The organism is Streptomyces sp. WG5, assembly GCF_049974565.1.
In the GTDB taxonomy this organism is placed as follows: domain Bacteria; phylum Actinomycetota; class Actinomycetes; order Streptomycetales; family Streptomycetaceae; genus Streptomyces.
The window spans coordinates 91,712-110,538 of record NZ_JBNGGC010000013.1 but is presented as its reverse complement, the minus strand read 5'-3'; the positions used below and the strand labels follow the sequence as shown (position 1 = coordinate 110,538).

At 72.1% G+C, this 18,827-nt stretch carries 19 protein-coding genes and 1 pseudogene; 6 read left to right on the top strand and 14 right to left on the bottom strand.

Annotated features, from left to right (window positions below):
• Positions 1-7: 7 nt before the first annotated feature.
• Positions 8-871 carry a phosphotransferase enzyme family protein gene (locus ACP4IX_RS16230; RefSeq protein WP_426523345.1) on the bottom strand — a complete coding sequence of 288 codons (864 nt, stop codon included), beginning with the start codon at positions 869-871 and terminating at the stop codon, positions 8-10.
• Positions 872-1,068: 197 nt separating this feature from the next.
• Here ACP4IX_RS16230 and ACP4IX_RS16225 point away from each other — a divergent pair, with 197 nt between their 5' ends.
• The 6 genes and pseudogenes from ACP4IX_RS16225 to ACP4IX_RS16200 form a co-directional block, all read left to right on the top strand.
• On the top strand, positions 1,069-2,016 hold the full coding sequence (locus ACP4IX_RS16225) for a carbohydrate ABC transporter permease (RefSeq protein WP_426555918.1): 948 nt from the start codon (positions 1,069-1,071) through the stop codon (positions 2,014-2,016).
• On the top strand, positions 2,013-2,846 hold the full coding sequence (locus tag ACP4IX_RS16220) for a carbohydrate ABC transporter permease (RefSeq protein WP_426523347.1): 834 nt from the start codon (positions 2,013-2,015) through the stop codon (positions 2,844-2,846). Before ACP4IX_RS16225 ends, ACP4IX_RS16220 begins: the two co-directional genes overlap by 4 nt.
• Complete coding sequence (locus ACP4IX_RS16215; protein WP_426555917.1) at positions 2,846-4,126, top strand: ABC transporter substrate-binding protein; 1,281 nt, start codon at positions 2,846-2,848, stop codon at positions 4,124-4,126. The genes ACP4IX_RS16220 and ACP4IX_RS16215 overlap by 1 nt, the downstream gene beginning before the upstream one ends.
• A gap of 147 nt (positions 4,127-4,273) precedes the next feature.
• Positions 4,274-5,476 (top strand): glycosyltransferase, encoded by a 1,203-nt coding sequence (locus tag ACP4IX_RS16210; RefSeq protein WP_426523349.1) that lies wholly within the window; start codon positions 4,274-4,276, stop codon positions 5,474-5,476.
• 350 nt (positions 5,477-5,826) lie between these two features.
• Complete coding sequence (locus ACP4IX_RS16205; RefSeq protein WP_426523350.1) at positions 5,827-6,375, top strand: DUF1697 domain-containing protein; 549 nt, start codon at positions 5,827-5,829, stop codon at positions 6,373-6,375.
• Positions 6,376-6,469: 94 nt separating this feature from the next.
• Positions 6,470-6,772, top strand: a pseudogene (locus ACP4IX_RS16200) (hypothetical protein); the annotation flags it as partial.
• Positions 6,773-6,896: 124 nt separating this feature from the next.
• On the opposite strand, the gene ACP4IX_RS16195 reads toward ACP4IX_RS16200, so the two are convergent.
• The 13 genes from ACP4IX_RS16195 to ACP4IX_RS16135 form a co-directional block, all read right to left on the bottom strand.
• On the bottom strand, positions 6,897-7,688 hold the full coding sequence (locus ACP4IX_RS16195; protein ID WP_426523352.1) for a sirohydrochlorin chelatase: 792 nt from the start codon (positions 7,686-7,688) through the stop codon (positions 6,897-6,899).
• An 8-nt stretch (positions 7,689-7,696) separates the two neighbouring features.
• Positions 7,697-8,593 (bottom strand): ABC transporter permease, encoded by an 897-nt coding sequence (locus ACP4IX_RS16190; protein ID WP_426523353.1) that lies wholly within the window; start codon positions 8,591-8,593, stop codon positions 7,697-7,699.
• Positions 8,580-9,374 carry an ABC transporter ATP-binding protein gene (locus ACP4IX_RS16185; protein ID WP_426523354.1) on the bottom strand — a complete coding sequence of 265 codons (795 nt, stop codon included), beginning with the start codon at positions 9,372-9,374 and terminating at the stop codon, positions 8,580-8,582. Before ACP4IX_RS16185 ends, ACP4IX_RS16190 begins: the two co-directional genes overlap by 14 nt.
• A 36-nt stretch (positions 9,375-9,410) precedes the next feature.
• Positions 9,411-10,514, bottom strand: a complete 1,104-nt coding sequence (locus tag ACP4IX_RS16180; protein ID WP_426523355.1) for an aliphatic sulfonate ABC transporter substrate-binding protein — start codon at positions 10,512-10,514, stop codon at positions 9,411-9,413.
• A gap of 250 nt (positions 10,515-10,764) precedes the next feature.
• Positions 10,765-12,120 carry a sulfate adenylyltransferase subunit 1 gene (locus ACP4IX_RS16175; protein ID WP_426555916.1) on the bottom strand — a complete coding sequence of 452 codons (1,356 nt, stop codon included), beginning with the start codon at positions 12,118-12,120 and terminating at the stop codon, positions 10,765-10,767.
• A 2-nt stretch (positions 12,121-12,122) separates the two neighbouring features.
• Positions 12,123-13,061: a sulfate adenylyltransferase subunit CysD gene (gene cysD, locus ACP4IX_RS16170; RefSeq protein ID WP_426523357.1), complete on the bottom strand. Its 939-nt coding sequence runs from the start codon at positions 13,059-13,061 to the stop codon at positions 12,123-12,125.
• A complete protein-coding gene (gene cysC, locus ACP4IX_RS16165) occupies positions 13,058-13,594 on the bottom strand; it encodes an adenylyl-sulfate kinase (RefSeq protein WP_426555915.1) in 537 nt (178 codons plus the stop codon). The genes cysD and cysC overlap by 4 nt, the downstream gene beginning before the upstream one ends.
• 43 nt (positions 13,595-13,637) lie before the next feature.
• On the bottom strand, positions 13,638-14,348 hold the full coding sequence (locus tag ACP4IX_RS16160) for a phosphoadenylyl-sulfate reductase (protein ID WP_426555914.1): 711 nt from the start codon (positions 14,346-14,348) through the stop codon (positions 13,638-13,640).
• The gene (locus ACP4IX_RS16155) at positions 14,345-14,524 is read right to left on the bottom strand and encodes a hypothetical protein (protein ID WP_003972819.1); all 180 of its coding nucleotides are present in this window, start codon (positions 14,522-14,524) and stop codon (positions 14,345-14,347) included. Before ACP4IX_RS16155 ends, ACP4IX_RS16160 begins: the two co-directional genes overlap by 4 nt.
• On the bottom strand, positions 14,521-16,218 hold the full coding sequence (sirA, locus tag ACP4IX_RS16150) for a sulfite reductase SirA (RefSeq protein WP_426523361.1): 1,698 nt from the start codon (positions 16,216-16,218) through the stop codon (positions 14,521-14,523). Before sirA ends, ACP4IX_RS16155 begins: the two co-directional genes overlap by 4 nt.
• Positions 16,219-16,347: 129 nt before the next feature.
• Positions 16,348-16,431, bottom strand: coding sequence for a putative leader peptide (locus ACP4IX_RS16145; RefSeq protein ID WP_351391960.1), 84 nt, complete (start codon positions 16,429-16,431; stop codon positions 16,348-16,350).
• 127 nt (positions 16,432-16,558) lie between these two features.
• Positions 16,559-17,131, bottom strand: coding sequence for a GNAT family N-acetyltransferase (locus ACP4IX_RS16140; RefSeq protein WP_426523363.1), 573 nt, complete (start codon positions 17,129-17,131; stop codon positions 16,559-16,561).
• 80 nt (positions 17,132-17,211) lie between these two features.
• A complete protein-coding gene (locus ACP4IX_RS16135; protein ID WP_426523364.1) occupies positions 17,212-18,516 on the bottom strand; it encodes a hypothetical protein in 1,305 nt (434 codons plus the stop codon).
• Positions 18,517-18,827: the final 311 nt, after the last annotated feature.

Sequence of the window (18,827 nt, the reverse complement as noted above, 5' to 3'; positions counted from 1 at the left end):
CGCGCGGTCAGAACGGATACCAGCGCACCGTCGGATCCCCGTCCCGCAGTGATGCCACCCGGCGTTCGAACTCGGCCAGCGCCTTCGGGTTGCTCGGCGCGTGCTGGGCCACCCATGCGCAGCTGGCCGTCTCCCGGGCGCCGCGCAGCACCGCGCAGCCGTCCCACTCGCGCACGTCCCAGCCGTAGGTCGCGGTGAAGGCGTCGTGCGCCTCGGCGGGCAGTCCGTAGCGGTCCCGGCTGAGCGCCATCACCACCAGGTCGTGCTCGCGCAGGTCGGCGGAGAAGGTCTCCAGGTCGACCAGGACCGGCCCGTCGGGCCCGACGTGCACGTTGCGGGGCAGCGCGTCGCCGTGGATCGGGCCCGGCGGCAGATGGGGGACGAGCGCGGCGGCCGCCGCCGCGAAGCCGTCACGCCGCTCACGCAGATACGCGGCGTCCGCCGGGTCGATCACGTCACCCGCGAGGCGCAGCCAGCGTTCCACGCCGCCCAGCAGCTCGCGGGGCGGCAGCCCGAAGGAGGGGGAGGGCAGCGCGTGGACCAGCCGGAGCAGCGCGGCCACGTCCCGGGGCTCGGCGGGCCGTACCGGGTCGGGCAGCCGCCGCCACACCGTCACCGGGTGCCCCTCGACGAACCGCGCCGTCGGATCGGCCGCCCGCACCGCCGGCACCCCGGCCTCCTCCAGCCACACCGCGACGGCCAGTTCCCTGCGCGCCCGGCCGAGGAGCTCCGCGTCCCGGCCCACCTTGACCGCCAGGTCACCGGCGGCGAACACCGCGTTCTCGCCGAGGGCGAGCAGCCGCGCCTCCCGCGCCGGGCCGGGCAGCACCCCCGCCGCGGCCAGCACCTCCCGCGCCCGTGCCTCGTCCATCGTTGTCCGCCTCCGTGTCCGTGGTGCCCGTGGTGCCGGTCGCGCCGGTCGTGTCCGTCATGTCCGTCGCGTTCCCGTCATCCGTCGGCCAGTGTCGCATTCGCACAGGTGGGAGCGTGTGCGCGGGCTCTTGACGGGGCACGGCGCCTTCACGACCATGACCAGGCCCGTTCGATCCGTGCAAAGGGGCTGATTACGTGACATCGGTGACCGAGCCGAGAAAACCGGCGCGCCGCGCGCCCGGCACGGACCGGCCGCGGCACGGCCCCGACCACGGCGCCTGGTTCCTGGTGCTGCCCGCGCTGATCCCCATCCTGGTGCTCAGCGTCGGGCCGCTGCTCTACGGCATCCTGCTGGCGTTCACCGACGCCCAGTCCGGCCGGACGGAGCCCACCCGGTGGATCGGCACCCTGAACTTCCAGGACCTGCTGCACGACACCCTGTTCTGGGAGTCGTTCCGCATCGGACTGGTGTGGGCCGTCGGGGTGACGGTGCCGCAGTTCCTGCTCGCGCTCGGCCTCGCCCTGCTGCTCCACCAGAACCTGCGGCTGCGCTGGCCGGCCCGCGCCCTGGCGATCGTCCCCTGGGCGATGCCCGAGGTCGTCGTCGGCATCATGTGGCGCCTGGTCTACAACCCGGACGCCGGCATCCTCAACGAGGCCCTGCGCGACTTCGGCCTCGGCGACGGCCGCGACTGGCTCAGCGGCCTCGCCACCGCCCTGCCCGCCGTCATCGTCGTCGGCGTCTGGGCCGGCATGCCCCAGACGACGGTCGCCCTGCTCGCCGGGCTCCAGAACACCCCGCGCGAGCTGCACGAGGCCGCCGCGGTCGACGGCGCGGGAGCCTGGCGCCGCTTCCGCACGGTCACCTGGCCCGCCCTCAGACCGGTCGCACTCGCCATCACCGCGCTCAATCTCATCTGGAACTTCAACTCCTTCGCCCTGGTCTACGTGCTGACCAACGGAGGCCCCGGCGGCCGGACCCGGCTGCCCATGCTCTTCGCCTACGAAGAGGCCTTCCGCTACGGGCAGTTCGGCTACGCGGCCGCGATGGGGTGCGTCATGGTCGCCGTCGTCTCGATCCTGCTGGCCGTCTTCCTCGCCGGCCGGCTCAGGGGCGGACTCAAGGGAGGTGGCGAGGCGTGAGGACCTCGAGAGGGGCCCGGGTGGGCCAGTACGCCGCGCTGCTCACGTATCTCGTCTTCCTGGCCTTCCCGCTCGTCTGGCTGGTCTCCACCGCGTTCAAGCCGCCGCAGGAGCTGGCCAGTCTCCACCCCACCTGGATCCCGGAGGACCCCACCCTCGACAACTTCCGGCAGGCCTTCGACGAACAGCCGCTGCTGCGGGCCGCCCTGAACTCCCTCCTCACCGCGCTCGGCGCCGCGGTGATCGCCGTGGTGATCGCGACGCCGATGGCGTACGTGATGGCCCGGCACCGCGGCCGGCTCGGCAGGGCGGCCACCGGGTGGGTCGTGGTCAGCCAGGCCTTCCCCTTCGTACTGCTGATCATCCCGCTCTTCCTGGTCCTGAAGAACCTCCGGCTGATCAACTCCGTGCCGGGCCTGGTGATGGTCTACGTCGTGTGGTCGCTGCCGTTCGCGCTGTGGATGCTCGCCGGGTACGTCCGGGCCGTGCCGGCCGAGCTGGAGGAGGCGGCGGCGGTCGACGGCGCCGGGCGGCTGCGCACACTGGTGTCGGTGACCGCGCCGCTGCTCGCGCCGGGGATCGTGGCGACGGCACTGTTCGCGTTCATCACCGCGTGGAACGAGTTCTTCTTCGCGCTCGTGCTGCTGAAGACACCGGAGAAACAGACCCTGCCGGTGATCCTCACCCACTTCATCGGTGCCGAGGGCGTCGCGGACCTCGGCCCGCTCGCGGCGGCGGCCTTCCTCGCGACGCTGCCCTCGCTGGTGGTCTTCGCACTCATCCAGCGGCGGATCACGGGCGGCATGCTCGCCGGGGCGGTGAAGAGCTGATGCGCACGAGAATCACGACCCTGCTCCTCTCCCTCAGTCTCCTGCTCGCGGGCTGCTCGGGCGGGGGCGACGGCGAGGACGGCCGGATCACCCTGCGCTTCCAGTCCCTGGCCTGGCAGGAGGAGTCCGTGACGGCCAACAAGGAACTGGTCCGGGAGTGGAACGCGGCCCACCCGGACGTGCGCGTCGAGTACGTCCAGGGCAGCTGGGACAGCGTCCACGACCAGCTCCTCACCTCCTTCGAGGGCGGTGAGGCACCCGACATCATCCACGACGCCTCCGACGACCTCGCGGACTTCGCCTACGGCGGCTACCTGGCCGACCTGACCGGCCTGCTGCCCGAGCGGCTGAAGGCGGACATCCCGCAGCGCAGCTGGGAGACGGTCACCTTCGGTGACGGCGTCTACGGCGTGCCGTTCCTCCAGGAACCCCGTGTACTGATCGCCAACGCCGACCTGCTGAAGGAGTCGGGCGTCCGGATCCCGGCACCCGGTCGACCGTGGACCTGGGACGAGTTCCGGCAGGTGACGAAGGAGCTGAGCGGCGACGGGAGGTACGGCGTGGCCTGGCCGCTGAAGGAGCCCGTGTCCGCCACGCTCAACCTCTCGCTGTCCACGGGAGGGAAGCTGTTCCACCGCGGCGCGGACGGGAAGGTCACCGTCCGGTTCGAGGAGGGCGACCAGGTGGTGCCCCGCACCATCCACGACCAGGTCACCACGGACCACAGCGCCTCGCCCACCACGCTCGGCAGCGGCGGCTCCGACACCCTGCCCGGCTTCTTCGCGGGCACGTACGCGATGGTGCCCCTCGGCTTCTCCTACCGCCAGCAGATCGAACAGCAGGCACCCGACGGCTTCGACTGGCGGGTCCTGCCCGCCCCGGCCGGTGCCGAGGGGCTCACCCAGGGCGTCAGCCCCCAGACGCTGTCGATCGCCGAGGACAGCCCGCACAAGAGGGAGGCCGCCGCGTTCCTCGACTTCCTCCTCCAGCCGGACAACATGGTGCGCCTCGCCCTCGGCGACTGGATGCTGCCGACCGGCAGCGAGGCGCTGAAGGACCCGGCCCTGCGCACGGCCGAGCACGGCTGGGCCACGGGCACCGCCCTCGCCGGCCATCTGCGCTCGGCGCCCGCGCAGTCCGTGCGGGGCTACCCCGAGTGGAAGGACAAGGTGGCCACCCCCGCACTCCAGGAGTACTACAGCGGAGCGATCGACACGGAGGAGCTGCGCAGCCGCCTGGAGAAGGACGGAAACCTCGTCCTCGCCCGCTACCAGCGCTGACGGGAGCCGGCGGTTCGCCGCGCGCGGTTCCCGCGGCGTGCCCGCCCCGGGCGCCGGGTGGACGCAGCCGCAGGGAGCCGGCGGTACGAGGCGGAACCCGCGGGAAAAAGGTTGCACGAGACGTATCGTCTCGCCTAGTCTCGTCCCATGACCAGTCCCGCTCACATCGCCATGTTCTCCATCGCCGCGCACGGCCACGTGAACCCCAGCCTGGAGGTGATCCGCGAGCTCGTAGCACGAGGGCACCGGGTGACGTACGCGATCCCGCCGCTCATGTCGGAGAAGGTCGCCGAAGTGGGGGCCGAGCCCAAGCTGTGGAACAGCACGCTGCCCGGCCCCGACGCCGACCCGGAGGCATGGGGGACCACGCTGCTGGACAACGTGGAGCCGTTCCTGAACGACGCGATCCAGGCGCTCCCGCAGCTCGTCGAGGCGTACGAGGGGGACGAACCGGACCTGATCCTGCACGACATCGCCGCCTACCCGGCCCGGGTACTCGGTCACCGCTGGAACGTGCCCGTGATCTCCCTGTCGCCGTGCATGGTCGCCTGGGAGGGGTACGAGCAGGAGGTCGGCGAGCCGATGTGGGAGGAGCCGCTGAAGACCGAGCGCGGCCAGGCGTACTACGCCCGTTTCCAGGCCTGGCTGGAGGAGAACGGGATCACCCAGCACCCCGACCCGTTCGCGGGCCGCCCCGCCCGGTCCCTGGTACTGATCCCCAAGGCGCTCCAGCCGAACGCCGGCCGGGTCGACGAGACGACGTACACCTTCGTCGGCGCCTGCCAGGGCGACCGCTCCGCCGAGGGGGAGTGGCAGCGGCCCGACGGCGCCGAGAAGGTCGTCCTGGTCTCCCTTGGGTCGTCCTTCACCAAGCAGCCGGCCTTCTACCGGGAGTGCGTGAAGGCCTTCGGCGAGCTGCCCGGCTGGCACACGGTGCTCCAGGTCGGCAAGCACGTCGACGCCGCCGAGCTGGGCGACGTACCGGACACCGTGGAAGTGCGGTCGTGGGTGCCGCAGCTGGCCATCCTCAAGGAGGCCGACCTGTTCGTCACCCACGCGGGCGCGGGCGGCAGCCAGGAGGGACTGGCCACCGCCACGCCGATGATCGCCGTGCCGCAGGCCGTGGACCAGTTCGGCAACGCGGACATGCTCCAGGGCCTCGGTGTCGCCCGCCACCTCCCCACCGAGGAGGCCACCGCCGAGGCGCTGCGCACCGCCGCCCTCGCCCTGGTCGACGACCCGGAGGTGGCCGGGCGCCTGAAGGAGCTCCAGGCCCAGATGGCCGAGGAGGGCGGCACCCGGCGGGCCGCCGACCTGATCGAGGCGGAGCTGCCGGCGGCGAGGGCCTGACCGCGCCGACGTCGAAGAGGCCGAGAGGCCCGTCGGTCTCCAGGAGGACATCCCGGAGACCGACGGGCCTTCCGGCGCTCACCCGCGGAGGTTCCCGCTCTCGCCCCGACCCGCTCGCCCGCGGTGTCCGCCTCCTTCGAGAGCTCTGCTCCTGCTACTGGCGGGTCCTGATCAGGGGGGCGAAGCCGTACGGGGCCCTTCCGCAGAGTTGTTGAATAAGTCACAGGAGTGCGTAGTGGTTGAACCGCGCGCACCGCATCGGCGAGAGTGGCGCGCACGTCCGCCGGGTGCGCGGACGCGGCCGTCGTGCCCACCCCCACGGGGCACGACGGCCGTCCTATGGTGTGTGCATGACGACGATGTACGCGGCGCTGCTGCGCGGGATCAACGTGGGCGGCGCGAGGAAGGTCCCGATGGCCGAACTGCGGGCGCTCCTGGAGAGCCTCGGTCACGACGCCGTACGCACCCATCTCCAGAGCGGGCAGGCCGTGTTCGCGTCCGGCGACGGGGACGAGGAGGCCCTGGCGGCCGAGTTGACGCGGGCGATCGAGAAACGCTTCGGCTTCGCGGTGGACGTGATCGTGCGCGACCACGCCTATCTGCGGGCGGTCGCCGAGGCGTGCCCGTTCCCGGCCGCCGACCTGGAGGCCAAGCAGGTGCACGTCACCTACTTCTCCGCGCCGGTCGACGCGGAGCGCTTCGCGGCGATCGACCGGCCGGCGTTCCTCCCGGAGGAGTTCCGCCTCGGCGACCGTGCCCTCTACCTGTACGCGCCGGACGGCCTCGGCCGCTCCAAACTCGCCGAGGCCCTCGCCGGGCGTCGCGTGAACAAGGGCCTGATCGCCACCAGCCGCAACTGGAACACCGTCACCAAGCTCGTGGAGCTGACCGCCCCCTGACCGCCCCGTGACCGTGCACGCCGAGGATCGGAGCAGCGACAGAGCGCAGAATCGGGTCACGACGCCGTACCACCCGGACACCGGCGTCGGCGGCATGAACGCCATGAACACCATGGCCACCGCGCCACCCACGTGCGCCGACTGCTTCTTCGACCCCGCCCGCCCCTCCGCCCGGACCACCTCCCGCCGGCTGCTGGAGGCCGAACGGGAGCGCCCGCCCGGCCTCCGCTTCCGCGTGACGAGCCTGTACCCGCGCAACGCGCACGGACCGGCGTACGACGAGGCCGTGCGCCGCAGCCACGAGGCGGGGGCGGCACCCGGCTCGGGCGGCCATGTGGGGACACCCGGCCTCCACGTCGACGGAGCGGTGGGGTCCGGACCCGTGCCGCGGGCCGTTCCGCGCGGCACCCGGACGGCCGGGCGCTTCGACGGCTTCCGCGTCCTGGCCACCGGCCCCGAGTCTTCGGGCTCAGGCGCACCCGCACCGGCGGGCTGTCCTTCGACTGAGGACGACGCCGAGGTCAGGCCCCGACCGCCGCCGGCACCGGCAGCCGCGCCCCGTCGTACCGCTCCAGCAGCACCCGCGCCACCTCCGGCGAGGGGCCGAGGACGTCCGCCAGTACGTCCGCCTCGGCAGCGCCCCGCGCGATACGGTCCGGCAGGAAGCCCGGGGCCAGGACGTACGGTGCCACGGCGACGCGTGCGCAGCCCAGCTCCCGCAGCTCGCGCACCGCGTCCTCGGTGCGCGGAAGGGATGCGGAGGCGAACGCGGGCCGCACGGCGCACCAACCGGTGTGCCGCCACTCCCGCGCGATTTCTGCGATCACCGCGATCGCCTCCGGGTCGGTGGACCCCGCCGAGGCCAGCACGACCCCGGTCGAGGACTTGTCGGCGGGCGTCAGACCCGCCTCGTACAGGCGCCGTTCCAGGGCGGAGCGCAGCAGCGGGGAGGGGCCGAGCACCTCGGCCTGCCGGATCCGCAGCCGCGGGGGCGCGTCCGCGAGGACCGCCGGGATGTCCGCCTTGGCGTGGAAGGCGCGGGTCAGCAGCAGTGGCAGCGCCACGACGTCCCGCACCCCCTCCGTCTCCAGGGATTCCAGGACCCCCTGCACGGAGGGGACGTTGAAGTCCAGGAAGCCGGTCTCCACCCGTACGTCCGGGCGCAGCGACCTGACCCGGCGCACCAGGGCGTGCACGGTCGCCGCGTGGCGCGGGTCGCGGCTGCCGTGCGCGATGACCAACAGGACGGGGTGGGCGGAACGGACGGGGCGGGAGGAGCGGACGGGGCGGGAGGAGCGGGCCGGTCGGTGCATGGTGTGCCTCAGCTCCTCACCAGCAGGCCGCGGCTGCGCAGCACCCACCGCTCCAGCGGGCTGAAGATCAGCAGGTCGATCGCGATGCCGACGAACAGGATCAGCAGGATCGCCTCGAACACCATGGCCATGTCGCTGGCGTTGCGGCCGTTCTCCAGCAACTGGCCGAGGCCCACCCCGAGGTCGGGGAAGGAGGCGATGATCTCGGCGGCCATCAGCGACCGCCAGGAGAACGCCCAGCCCTGCTTCAGCCCCGCCACATAGCCGGGCAGCGCGGCCGGCAGCACGATGTGCCAGGTGCCCTTCAGCCCCGTCGCGCCCAGCGTGCGGCCGGCGCGCAGGAAGATCGGGGACACCTGGTCGACGCCGGAGACCAGACCGTTGGCGATGGACGGCACCGCGCCGAGCAGGATGACGGCGTACATCATCGAGTTGTTCAGGCCGAGCCAGATCACGGCCGGCGGCACCCAGGCCACCGACGGCAGCGACTGGAGGCCGGACAGGATCGGGCCGATCGCCGCGCGCACGAACTTCACCCGCGCCACCAGCAGCCCCAGCGGGGTGCCGATCAGCAGGGCGAGGCAGAAGCCGAGCAGGCCGCGCGAGACGCTGGTCCAGATGTAGCCGAGCAGCTCGCCCTGGAGCCAGGCCTGGCGGACCACGTCCCACACGTCGGACGGGGCGGGCAGCTTGGTCGGGTCGTCGACTATCCGGAAGGAGACGAGTCCCTGCCACACCGCGAGCACCAGGAGAACGGCGACGGAGGGCGGCAGGATCTTCTCCACGAAGGTCTGCCGGAAGGGCTTGCGGCCCTGCTGCACCGTCTCCAGTGCGTCCAGGCCGGCCTCCAGACCGGCGAGATCGCCGCCGTCCTTCGCGGGGCGCGTCGTGTCAGTGCTGGCCATGGCGGCGGATCTCCCCACGCAGTTCTTCGGTGATCTCGACGGACAGCTCCGCCACGGCGGTGTCCTCGATGCGGCGCGGATGCGGGATGCCGACCGTCCACTCCCGCGCCACGCGCCCGGGACGGGAGGACAGCAGCACCACGCGCTCGGCGAGCCGGACGGCCTCGCGCACGTTGTGCGTGACGAACAGGACGGACAGGTTCGTCTCGCGCCAGATCCGTGTCAGCTCGTCGTGCAGCACGTCCCGCGTGATGGCGTCCAGCGCCGCGAACGGCTCGTCCATCAGCAGCAGCTTGCTCTCCTGGGCGAGCGCCCGGGCCATCGCGACCCGCTGGCGCATACCGCCCGACAGCTCGTGCACCCGCTTGCCGTACGCGCCCTTCAGCCGGACGAGTTCGAGCAGCTCCTCCGCCTTGCCGCGGCGCTCGGCCTTGGGCACGCCGCGCAGTTTCAGGGCGAGTTCGATGTTCTTGCCCGCGGTCAGCCACGGGAACAGGGCGTGCTCCTGGAACATCAGGGCCGGCCGCCCGTCCGTGGTGATCGCGCCGGCGCTCGGCTTGTCCAGGCCCGCCACCAGGTTCAGCAGCGTGGACTTGCCGCAGCCGGAGGCCCCCAGGAGGGTGACGAACTCGCCGGGCGCCACATCGAGGGTGATGTCGTCCAGTACGAGTTGCCGCCCGGCGGGGCCTGTGAACGACTTCGAGACGTGCTCGATCCGGGCGGCGTGCGTGGCCGCCCCGGTGCCCTCGTCGGCCTTGGCGAGGGTCGTGGTCGTGGCCATGGTCGTCACCTCCTGAGGAATGGTCGGGGTCCGCGCCTACTGGACGCCGAGACCGGCGTCGTCGACCGCGGGTTCACCCTTGGCCTTGAGGACCTTGTTGAGCAGCGTGAGGTCGTAGATGCCCTCGAGGTCGGGCTGCTCCAGCAGGCCCGCCTCGACGGCGTGGTCCGCCTGGGCGTCGAGGGTGGCGGCCAGCGGGTCGTCGGTGAGCCGGATCGACTCCCACGCCGGGTCCAGGACGTCGGCCGGCAGTGCCTTGCCGGTGTCCTTCTCCAGCTGCTTGTTCGCCGCGGCCTTGGCCTCGTCGGGGTGGGCCCCGATCCACTCGTTGGTGTCGACCGAGGCCTTCAGCACCGCCTCGACGACGTCGGGGTGCTCCTCGAGGAACTCCTGGCGCACGATGATGTTCGTGATCACGAACTGCTCGTCCGGCCACAGCGTCGCCTCGTCCAGCAGTACCTTGCCGCCCTGGGCGACCAGCCGGGACGCCGTCGGCTCCGGCACCCACGCGCCGTCGACGGAGCCGGACCCGAAGGCGTTCGGGGTCACCTTGTTGTCACTGCGGACGACCGTCACGTCGCCCTTGCCGCTCTGCGCGTCGACCTTCCAGCCCTGCTCGGCGACCCAGTTGAGGAACGCCACGTCCTGCGTGTTGCCCAGCTGGGGGGTCGCGATGCGCTTGCCCTTGACGTCCTGCAACGACGTGATCTTGTCCGGGTTCACCACCAGCCTCACCCCGCCGGAGGCCGAACCGCCGATGATCCGCAGGTTCTTGCCGTCCGACTTGGCGTAGCCGTTGATCGCCGGCGACGGGCCGATCCAGCCGATGTCGATGGAGCCGGAGTTCAGCGCCTCGATCTCGGACGGGCCCGCGTTGAAGACCGCGTACTTCGCCTCGGTGGCGCCCAGCTCCTTCTGGAAGAAGCCCTTCTGGTTGCCGACCAGGGGAGTGGCGTGGGTGACGTTGCCGAAGTAGCCGATCCGGACGGAGTCGAGGCCGTCGATCTTCTCGGCCCCGGCTGCGATCCGGACACCCCCGTCGTCCTTGGCCTGCGAGCCGTACCCGCAGCCGGCGAGGACCAGCAGCGGGAGGGCGGTGAGGACCGCGAGGGTGCGGCGCAGGGGCTTGGTGGCAGGCACGGGAGGTGTTCCTCTCGTTGGCCCGGCGGTCACGTTCCGTCAGGTCGTGGCCGGGAGATCGGCGGTTTTTCGTCTACGGCGGTGGGGGGTGAGGGCGCGCAAGCGGTGCGCGTACGTCACCGCCCACATCGCCCGACGCCGCCCTGTCCGCTTCCGAGGGCGCCTCCCCCAGACTTCGTCCGGGGGGACCCCCCGCCGACGCGGCCGCCCGCCTTCGCGAACGTGGAGTAGAAGTCGGGGGAGTCCATGCTCAGAAGTCCCACCCGTCGTCGTCCGCCTCGTTCTTGACCGGCTCGGGCGTGGCGAAGGACTCGCCGGCCATGCCGGCGGTGAGCGTGGTGCCGTCGTTCGGGTCGATCAGGATGAACGAACCGGTGCGGCGCGAGTCGGCGTAGGAGTCGGCGGGCAGCGGCTCCGCCGTACGGATCTTCACCCGGCCGATGTCGTTGGCGACGAGCTGCCCGGGGTGCGGGTGCAGGGACAGGTCGTCCAGGGTGAGCCGGGCCGGGATGTCCTTGACGACCGCCTTGACCGTGCGGGTGCCGTGCTTGAGCAGTACCCGGTGGCCGACGGTGAGCGGGGCGTCCGCGACGTGGCAGACCGTGGCCTCCACGTCCTGGGTGGTGGCCGGCGCGTCCTTGGCGGGCACGATCAGGTCGCCGCGCGAGACGTCGATGTCGTCGTCCAGCAGCAGCGTCACCGACTGCGGCGTCCAGGCCACGTCGACCGGCTCGCCCAGCAGGTCGATGCCGGCCACCCGCGACGTGCGGCCGGACGGCAGGACCTTCACCTCGTCTCCGACCCGGAAGGTGCCGGCGGCGATCTGGCCCGCGTAGCCGCGGTAGTCGGGGTGCTCGGCGGACTGCGGCCGGATCACGTACTGCACGGGCAGCCGGGCGTGGCAGTGCGCCAGGTCGTGGCTGACCGGGACGGTCTCCAGGTGCTCCAGCACGGTGGGACCGCCGTACCAGTCCATGACCGCGGACGGCTCCACCACGTTGTCACCGGCGAGCGCCGAGATCGGGATCGCGGTGACCTCCGGGACGCCCAGCTCGGTGGCGTACGCCGTGAAATCCTCGGCGATGGCGGCGAACACGGGCTCCGCGTAGTCGACCAGGTCCATCTTGTTGACGGCGAGGACGACGTGCGGGACCCGCAGCAGGGCGGCGATCGCGGCGTGCCGGCGGGTCTGCTCGACCACGCCGTTGCGGGCGTCGACCAGGATCACCGTCAGCTCGGCCGTGGAGGCGCCGGTGACCATGTTCCGGGTGTACTGCACGTGCCCGGGGGTGTCGGCCAGGATGAACCGGCGGCGCGGGGTGGCGAAGTAGCGGTAGGCCACGTCGATGGTGATGCCCTGCTCGCGCTCGGCCCGCAGGCCGTCGGTGAGCAGCGCGAGGTCCGGGGCCTCCTGGCCGCGGCTCGCGGAGGCGCGCTCCACGGCCTCCAGCTGGTCGACGAGGACCGACTTGGAGTCGTGCAGGAGACGGCCGACCAGGGTGGACTTGCCGTCGTCGACGGACCCGGCGGTGGCGAACCGCAGCAGGGTGGTCTCCGACAGCTGCCAGGCCGCCGGCGACTCGGTGGGTTCGGTGGTGCTGGTCATCTCTAGAAGTACCCCTCGCGCTTGCGGTCTTCCATCGCGGCCTCGGACATCTTGTCGTCGGCACGGGTCGCACCGCGCTCGGTGAGCCGGGAGACGGCGATCTCGGCGATCACCTTCTCGATGCTGTCGGCGTCGGAGTCGACGGCGCCGGTGCAGGACATGTCGCCGACGGTGCGGTAGCGGACCCGCCGCTTGACCACCGTCTCGCCGTCCTTCGGGCCGCCCCACTCCCCGGCGGTCAGCCACATGCCGCTGCGTCCGAAGACCTCGCGCTCGTGGGCGTAGTAGATCGCCGGCAGTTCGATGCCCTCCCGCGCGATGTACTGCCACACGTCCAGCTCGGTCCAGTTGGAGAGCGGGAAGACCCGGACGTGCTCGCCGGGGGCGTGCCGGCCGTTGTACAGGTTCCACAGCTCGGGGCGCTGGCGGCGCGGGTCCCACTGGGAGAACTCGTCGCGCAGCGAGAACACCCGCTCCTTGGCGCGGGCCTTCTCCTCGTCGCGGCGCCCGCCGCCGAAGACGGCGTCGAACTTCTCCGCCTGGATCTTCTCGGTCAGCGGCAGCGTCTGCAGCGGGTTGCGGGTGCCGTCCGGGCGCTCCTTGAGCACTCCCCGGTCGATGTAGTCCTGCACGGAGGCCACGTGCAGGCGCAGCCCGTGCTTCTCGACCGTGCGGTCGCGGTAGTCGAGGACCTCGGGGAAGTTGTGCCCGGTGTCGACGTGCAGCAGGGAGAACGGCACCGCCGCGGGGGCGAACGCCTTCAGCGCCAGGTGCAGCATGAGGATGGAGTCCTTGCCGCCGGAGAAGAGGATCACCGGCCGCTCGAACTCGCCCGCCACCTCGCGGAAGATGTGCACCGCCTCGGACTCGAGGGCGTCGAGGTGGGAGAGGGCGTACGGGCCGGCCGACCCCTTCTCCACTGTGGCCACGGTCGTCGTCATGCCAGTCCCCTTTCGGTGAGCAGGGCGTGGACCGCCGCGGCGGACTCCTGGACGGTCTGGTCCTGCGACTCGATGCGCAGGTCGGGCTTGACGGGCTCCTCGTACGGGTCGTCGACCCCGGTGAGTCCCGTCAGCTCACCCGCGGCCTGCTTGGCGTACAGGCCCTTCACGTCGCGCACCGAGCACACCTCGACCGGGGTGGCCACGTGCACCTCCACGTACGCCGTGCCGTTCGCCTCGTGGCGCTCGCGCACCGCGTCCCGGCTGTCCGCGTACGGGGCGATCACCGGGACCAGCGCCGTGACGCCGTTGCGGGCGAGCAGTTCGGCGACGAAGCCGATGCGCTGCACGTTGGTGTGCCGGTCCGCGCGGCTGAAGCCGAGGCCGGCCGAGAGGAACTCGCGGATCTCGTCGCCGTCCAGGACCTCGACGCGGTTGCCCTCCTCGCGGAGCAGGCCGGCCAGTTCGTGGGCGATGGTGGTCTTGCCGGCGCTGGGCAGACCCGTGAGCCAGACGGTGGCTCCGGTCGTCACGTGGATCTCCCTGTTTCTCGATGTTCCGGTGGTGTTCGTCATGTCAGCCGTGCAGTCCGCACTCGGTCTTGGAGCGGCCCGCCCAGCGTCCGGCGCGGGCGTCCTCGCCCTCCAGCACACGGCGGGTGCAGGGCGCGCAGCCCACGGAGGCGTAGCCGTCCAGCAGCAGCGGGTTGGTGAGGACACCGTGCTCGGCGACGTACGTTTGCACATCTTCCTGTGACCACCGTGCGATCGGGGAGACCTTCACCTTCCGGCGCTTCTCGTCCCAGCCGACCACGGGGGTGTCGGCCCGGGTCTCGGACTCGTCGCGGCGCAGGCCGGTCGCCCAGGCCTGATAGCCCTTCAGGCCCTCCTCCAGCGGTCGCACCTTGCGCAGCGCGCAGCACAGGTCGGGGTCGCGGTCGTGCAGCTTCGGGCCGTACTCGGCGTCCTGCTCGGCGACCGTCTGCCGCGGGGTGAGCGTGATGACGTTCACGTCCATCACGGCCTCCACCGCGTCCCGGGTGCCGATGGTCTCCGGGAAGTGGTAGCCGGTGTCGAGGAACACCACGTCCACGCCGGGCAGGGCGCGGGAGGCGAGGTGGGCGACGACCGCGTCCTCCATGGAGGAGGTCACGCAGAAGCGGCTGCCGAAGGTCTCGGCCGCCCACTGGAGGATCTCCAGCGCGGACGCGTCCTCCAGGTCGCGGCCCGCACGCTCGGCGAGTGCCTTGAGTTCCTCGGTCGTACGCTCTTCCTGAACCGCCGTCATATCGGTTCCCCTCCCGTGGAGTTGGGCTGAAGACCCCGGGCGAGCAGCCCGAGGAACTTCAACTGGAATGCGCGGTTGCACGCCCCGCATTCCCAGGCCCCGTGTCCCTGCTCGCCCGGACGCAGGTCCTCGTCGCCGCAGTAGGGGCAGTAGAAGGGCGCGGCGCGCTCGCTCACGACAGGGCCTCCTCGGAGGCGCGGGCCGCCCAGGTGGCGAAGCGCTCGCCGTCCTCACGTTCGGCCTGGTAGCGCTTGAGCACGCGCTCCACGTAGTCCGGCAGCTCCTCCGCCGTCACCTTCAGGCCGCGCACCTTGCGGCCGAAGCCGGGCTCCAGGCCGAGCGCGCCGCCCAGGTGCACCTGGTAGCCCTCGACCTGCTCGCCCCGGTCGTCGAGGACCAGCTGGCCCTTGAGACCGATGTCCGCGGTCTGGATGCGGGCGCAGGCGTTCGGGCAGCCGTTGAGGTTGATGGTGAGGGGCTCGTCGAACTCCGGGAGCCGGCGCTCCAGCTCGTCGATCAGCGAGGCGCCGCGCGCCTTGGTCTCGACGATCGCGAGCTTGCAGAACTCGATGCCGGTGCAGGCCATGGTGCCGCGCCGGAAAGTGGAGGGCCGGGCGGTGAGGTCCAGTGCCTCCAGGGACTCGACCAGGGAGTCGACCTGCCCCTGCTCGACATCGAGGACGATCATCTTCTGCTCGACCGTGGTGCGCACGCGGCCCGAGCCGTGCGCCTCCGCCAGGTCGGCGACCTTGGTCAGGGTGGTGCCGTCGACGCGGCCGACGCGCGGGGCGAAGCCGACGTAGTAGCGGCCGTCCTTCTGCCGGTGCACGCCGATGTGGTCGCGCCAGCGGCTGGTCGGGTCGGCGGGCGCCGGGCCGTCGGTCAGCTTCCGCTTCAGGTACTCGTCCTCCAGTACCTGGCGGAACTTCTCCGCGCCCCAGTCGGCGACGAGGAACTTCAGGCGGGCGCGGTTGCGCAGCCGCCGGTAGCCGTAGTCGCGGAAGATGGAGAGGACGCCCTCGTAGACGTCGGGCACGTCCTCGATCGGCACCCAGGCGCCGAGGCGCACGCCCAGCTTGGGGTTGGTGGACAGCCCGCCGCCGACCCACAGGTCGAAGCCCGGCCCGTGCTCGGGGTGCTCGACGCCGACGAACGCCACGTCGTTGATCTCGTGCACCACGTCCAGCACCGGCGACCCGGAGATCGCGGTCTTGAACTTGCGGGGGAGGTTCGAATAGGCCGGGTTGTTCAGGACCCGGCGCTTCATCTCCTCCAGGGCCGGCGTGCCGTCGATGATCTCGTCCTCGGCGATGCCCGCGACCGGGGATCCGATCATCACGCGGGGCGTGTCGCCGCAGGCGGTGACCGTGGACAGGCCGACGGCCTCCAGGCGGTTCCAGATCTCGGGCACGTCCTCGATGCGGATCCAGTGGTACTGGACGTTCTGCCGGTCGGTGATGTCGGCCGTGCCGCGCGCGAACTCCTGCGAGATCTCGCCGATGACGCGCAGCTGCGCGGTGGTCAGTGCGCCGCCGTCGACGCGGACGCGCAGCATGAAGTAGCTGTCGTCCAGCTCCTCCGGCTCCAGGACGGCCGTCTTTCCGCCGTCGATGCCCTGCTTGCGCTGGGTGTACAGCCCCCACCAGCGCATCCGTCCGCGCAGGTCGCTCGGGTCGATCGAGTCGAAACCCCGCTTGGAGTAGATCGTCTCAATACGTGTCCGTACGTTGAGACCGTCGTCATCCTTCTTGACCTGCTCGTTGCCGTTGAGCGGGGTGAAGTGACCTACGGCCCACTGACCCTCGCCGCGGTGACGGCTCACCTTGCGGCGGGGGGTCGCGGCAGCAGGCTTCGGCGGAGTGGCGGCCATGGCGTGACACGTCCTTCGGGACAGGCGGAAAGCGGCTCTTACCTGCGCGTACGGGCGCATGGGCAGGCATGCGCGTCATTGCGCGGGGGGAGGCGAATGCGGGAAATCCGGTAGTGCTGGAGCGGGCTCTCAGCGGACCGGACAGATGGCGCTGGACATGCGGCCGAGGTCGACGTGCCGCCGACTCACCAAGGCAATTCCAGTTCCAGGCATGGCGGAAGCGTGGCACGGCGATCTGGACACAGTCCAGCTTCTTCCAAGATGCGGACACCCTTGTCTCGCAGAGCGAGACAAGGGTGTCGTGGATCACAGGTCGGCCCGCCGGCCGAGGGCCGACCGGTCAGGCGGGGAACGCTCCGGGCCAGGGCCCCGGAGCGGCCACCTCCGCCTCTTCCTCGACCTTGGTGTCGAACAGACGGAAGCCGCGGCGCTGGTAGTTGTCCATCGCGTATGCGCCGTCCTTGCTGCACGTGTGCAGCCACACCCGCTTGGTCGTGGCCAGCCCCGGCCACCGGTCCGCCAGGTCCCAGGCGCGGGCGGTCCCGTACGAGAGCAGGTGGCCGCCGATGCGCCGGCCGCGGAAGGCCGGGATCAGGCCGAAGTACTCGATCTCCACGACCCCGTCGTCCCCGGGTGTCAGCTCCACGTATCCGGCGGGCGTGCCGCGGTCGTGGGCGACCCAGGTCTCCACGCCCGGCCGCTCCAGGTGTTCCCGCCAGCGCGCGTGGCTCCAGCCGAGCCGGTCCGTCCAGCGGATGTCGCCGCCCACCGAGGCGTACAGGAAGCGGCTGAACTCGGGGGAGGGCACCTCGGCGCGGACGATCCGGACGTCCCCCTCCGGTGCGGCGGCCGGCAGCAGATCGGTCGGCGCCGTCTGCTCCAGGGACCAGGTGGTCACGGCGATGTTGGTCATGCCGAGCAGGGAATCATCCGGTCCGCGGATCTGTCGATCCCCGTCCGCGCGGCCCGCGCGTCCCGGGGATCGGGTGGCCGTCAGTCGAGCGCGTCCTCGATCGAGGTCATCGGCAACGCGAACAGCATGCGGTCCGACTGCGACCAGACCTCGCCGGTCTGCCCCCAGTAGGACAGGGAGCCCACCTCGCCGCTCCAGCACCGCTGGGAGCGGTCCGCGCCGCACTCCGTGGCCCGGGCACCCTCCGAGTCCTGGCGCCACAGGGTCCCGCGCCCGTCGTGCCCGCCGGCCGAGCGCCCCAGGTACCAGTCGGTCCGTGCGGTGCCGGCCGGGCGGTGCGACAGCACACCGCTCACCTCGGTCGCCCCGGTCTCGTACGCCTCCACCGCGTCGACGTGTCCGGCGGGGTCGGCGGCCGGCAGCCCGGCGCGGGCCGGATCCGTGCTGAGCGCGTAGCGCCACAACCGGGTGGGGCGGTCACCGTCCGCGGGCACCCGCTCGCTCGCCACCAGGCTGTCGGGGGCCGTGCCGCGGTCCAGGGAGATCGCGCCGGGACGCGCGGCCCCGGAGGTGTCGGAGAGCCGGTACGAGGCGACGGCGGGCAGCACGTACGGGTGGCCGTCCGCCGCCCAGCCTCCGGGTACCCGCCCGACGGCGTCCGCGTCGGTGGTGGCGCGCTGGACCCGGTCCAGGTCGTACGCGTACAGCGCTTCGCGGTCCCCGGAGCCCGCGGTCACCAGCAGTTTGTCCTGGTACCAGACCATGCCTGAGACGGGGGAGGCGAGCCCTCGGTAGTCCTGGCCGCCGTCGACCGGGACGGCGAGGAGCGCGGAGGTGTAGCCGAGGCGGTCGGGATCGTCGGCGTCGACGAAGGAGACCCGGGCGAGGCCGCCCTCGGGTGTGCCGTCGTCGCGGGTCCAGGCGGCGAGGACCACGCGGTGGGCGCCCCAGCGGCCGTCCTCGTCGGCGTCCCCGGAGGTGGTGACCGCGCCGGGGCGCCAGCCCTCGGTGTCGTCGCCCCAGCAGTAGGCGCGGGTGGCCGCGGGGGAGACCGGCAGGGCTTCCCGCTCCCCGGCCGTGCAGTCGGCGGCTTCGCGCAGCGTGTGGTCGGTGGAGCCGAGCACGGTGTCGACGCCGACCGGTTCACCCATCGCGGCGGAGAGCCGGTCCAGCCACGGCTGCGGCACGCGGTGCTCCGTCAGCCGCAGTGCGCCGGTCTCGGCGGCGGAGGTGAGGGGCTCCAGAGCGCCGGGGTCGTCGGCGACCGTGGCCTGCGAGGCGCTGATCAGCGTGGCGGCACCCGTCAGCGCGAGGGCCGCCCCGGTCAGGGCGGCGCGCAGCGCCCTGCCCCGCCTGCGTCGGCGGTGTCTGCCGCGATGCTTCATCGAACCTCCACGGGCGCCGGACCAACTGGGCTCGACGGTGGTCACGTTGACCGAGGAGCGGATGGGCGGTCCGTAGAGGATGCTACGACAGACGGACGGGTCCGGGGACGCGGACGATGCAAATATGCGAAAACAAACCGCCTTTCCGGTCGTCCGGGACGGACCGGCGCTGACGCGTGGCCGGCGGACGGGAGCCCGGCGGCGGGGCGTGCGGCGGAGCTCGGTGGGGCGGGCCGGGTGGCGGGGGCCGGTGCGTTGTGGCTGGTCGCGCGGCTCCCCGCGCTCCCCGCGGGCTGCGCCAGCCCCCAGGG

Excerpts from the sequence above, each read along its gene's own strand:
- ACP4IX_RS16230 (WP_426523345.1), bottom strand. The coding sequence starts at position 871 with ATGGACGAGGCACGGGCGCGGGAGGTGCTGGCCGCGGCGGGGGTGCTG.
- ACP4IX_RS16215 (WP_426555917.1), top strand. The coding sequence starts at position 2,846 with ATGCGCACGAGAATCACGACCCTGCTCCTCTCCCTCAGTCTCCTGCTC.
- ACP4IX_RS16210 (WP_426523349.1), top strand. The coding sequence starts at position 4,274 with ATGACCAGTCCCGCTCACATCGCCATGTTCTCCATCGCCGCGCACGGC.
- ACP4IX_RS16205 (WP_426523350.1), top strand. The coding sequence starts at position 5,827 with ATGACGACGATGTACGCGGCGCTGCTGCGCGGGATCAACGTGGGCGGC.
- ACP4IX_RS16195 (WP_426523352.1), bottom strand. The coding sequence starts at position 7,688 with ATGCACCGACCGGCCCGCTCCTCCCGCCCCGTCCGCTCCTCCCGCCCC.
- ACP4IX_RS16190 (WP_426523353.1), bottom strand. The coding sequence starts at position 8,593 with ATGGCCAGCACTGACACGACGCGCCCCGCGAAGGACGGCGGCGATCTC.
- ACP4IX_RS16185 (WP_426523354.1), bottom strand. The coding sequence starts at position 9,374 with ATGGCCACGACCACGACCCTCGCCAAGGCCGACGAGGGCACCGGGGCG.
- ACP4IX_RS16175 (WP_426555916.1), bottom strand. The coding sequence starts at position 12,120 with ATGACCAGCACCACCGAACCCACCGAGTCGCCGGCGGCCTGGCAGCTG.
- cysD (WP_426523357.1), bottom strand. The coding sequence starts at position 13,061 with ATGACGACGACCGTGGCCACAGTGGAGAAGGGGTCGGCCGGCCCGTAC.
- ACP4IX_RS16160 (WP_426555914.1), bottom strand. The coding sequence starts at position 14,348 with ATGACGGCGGTTCAGGAAGAGCGTACGACCGAGGAACTCAAGGCACTC.
- sirA (WP_426523361.1), bottom strand. The coding sequence starts at position 16,218 with ATGGCCGCCACTCCGCCGAAGCCTGCTGCCGCGACCCCCCGCCGCAAG.
- ACP4IX_RS16145 (WP_351391960.1), bottom strand. The coding sequence starts at position 16,431 with ATGCCTGGAACTGGAATTGCCTTGGTGAGTCGGCGGCACGTCGACCTC.
- ACP4IX_RS16140 (WP_426523363.1), bottom strand. The coding sequence starts at position 17,131 with ATGACCAACATCGCCGTGACCACCTGGTCCCTGGAGCAGACGGCGCCG.
- ACP4IX_RS16135 (WP_426523364.1), bottom strand. The coding sequence starts at position 18,516 with ATGAAGCATCGCGGCAGACACCGCCGACGCAGGCGGGGCAGGGCGCTG.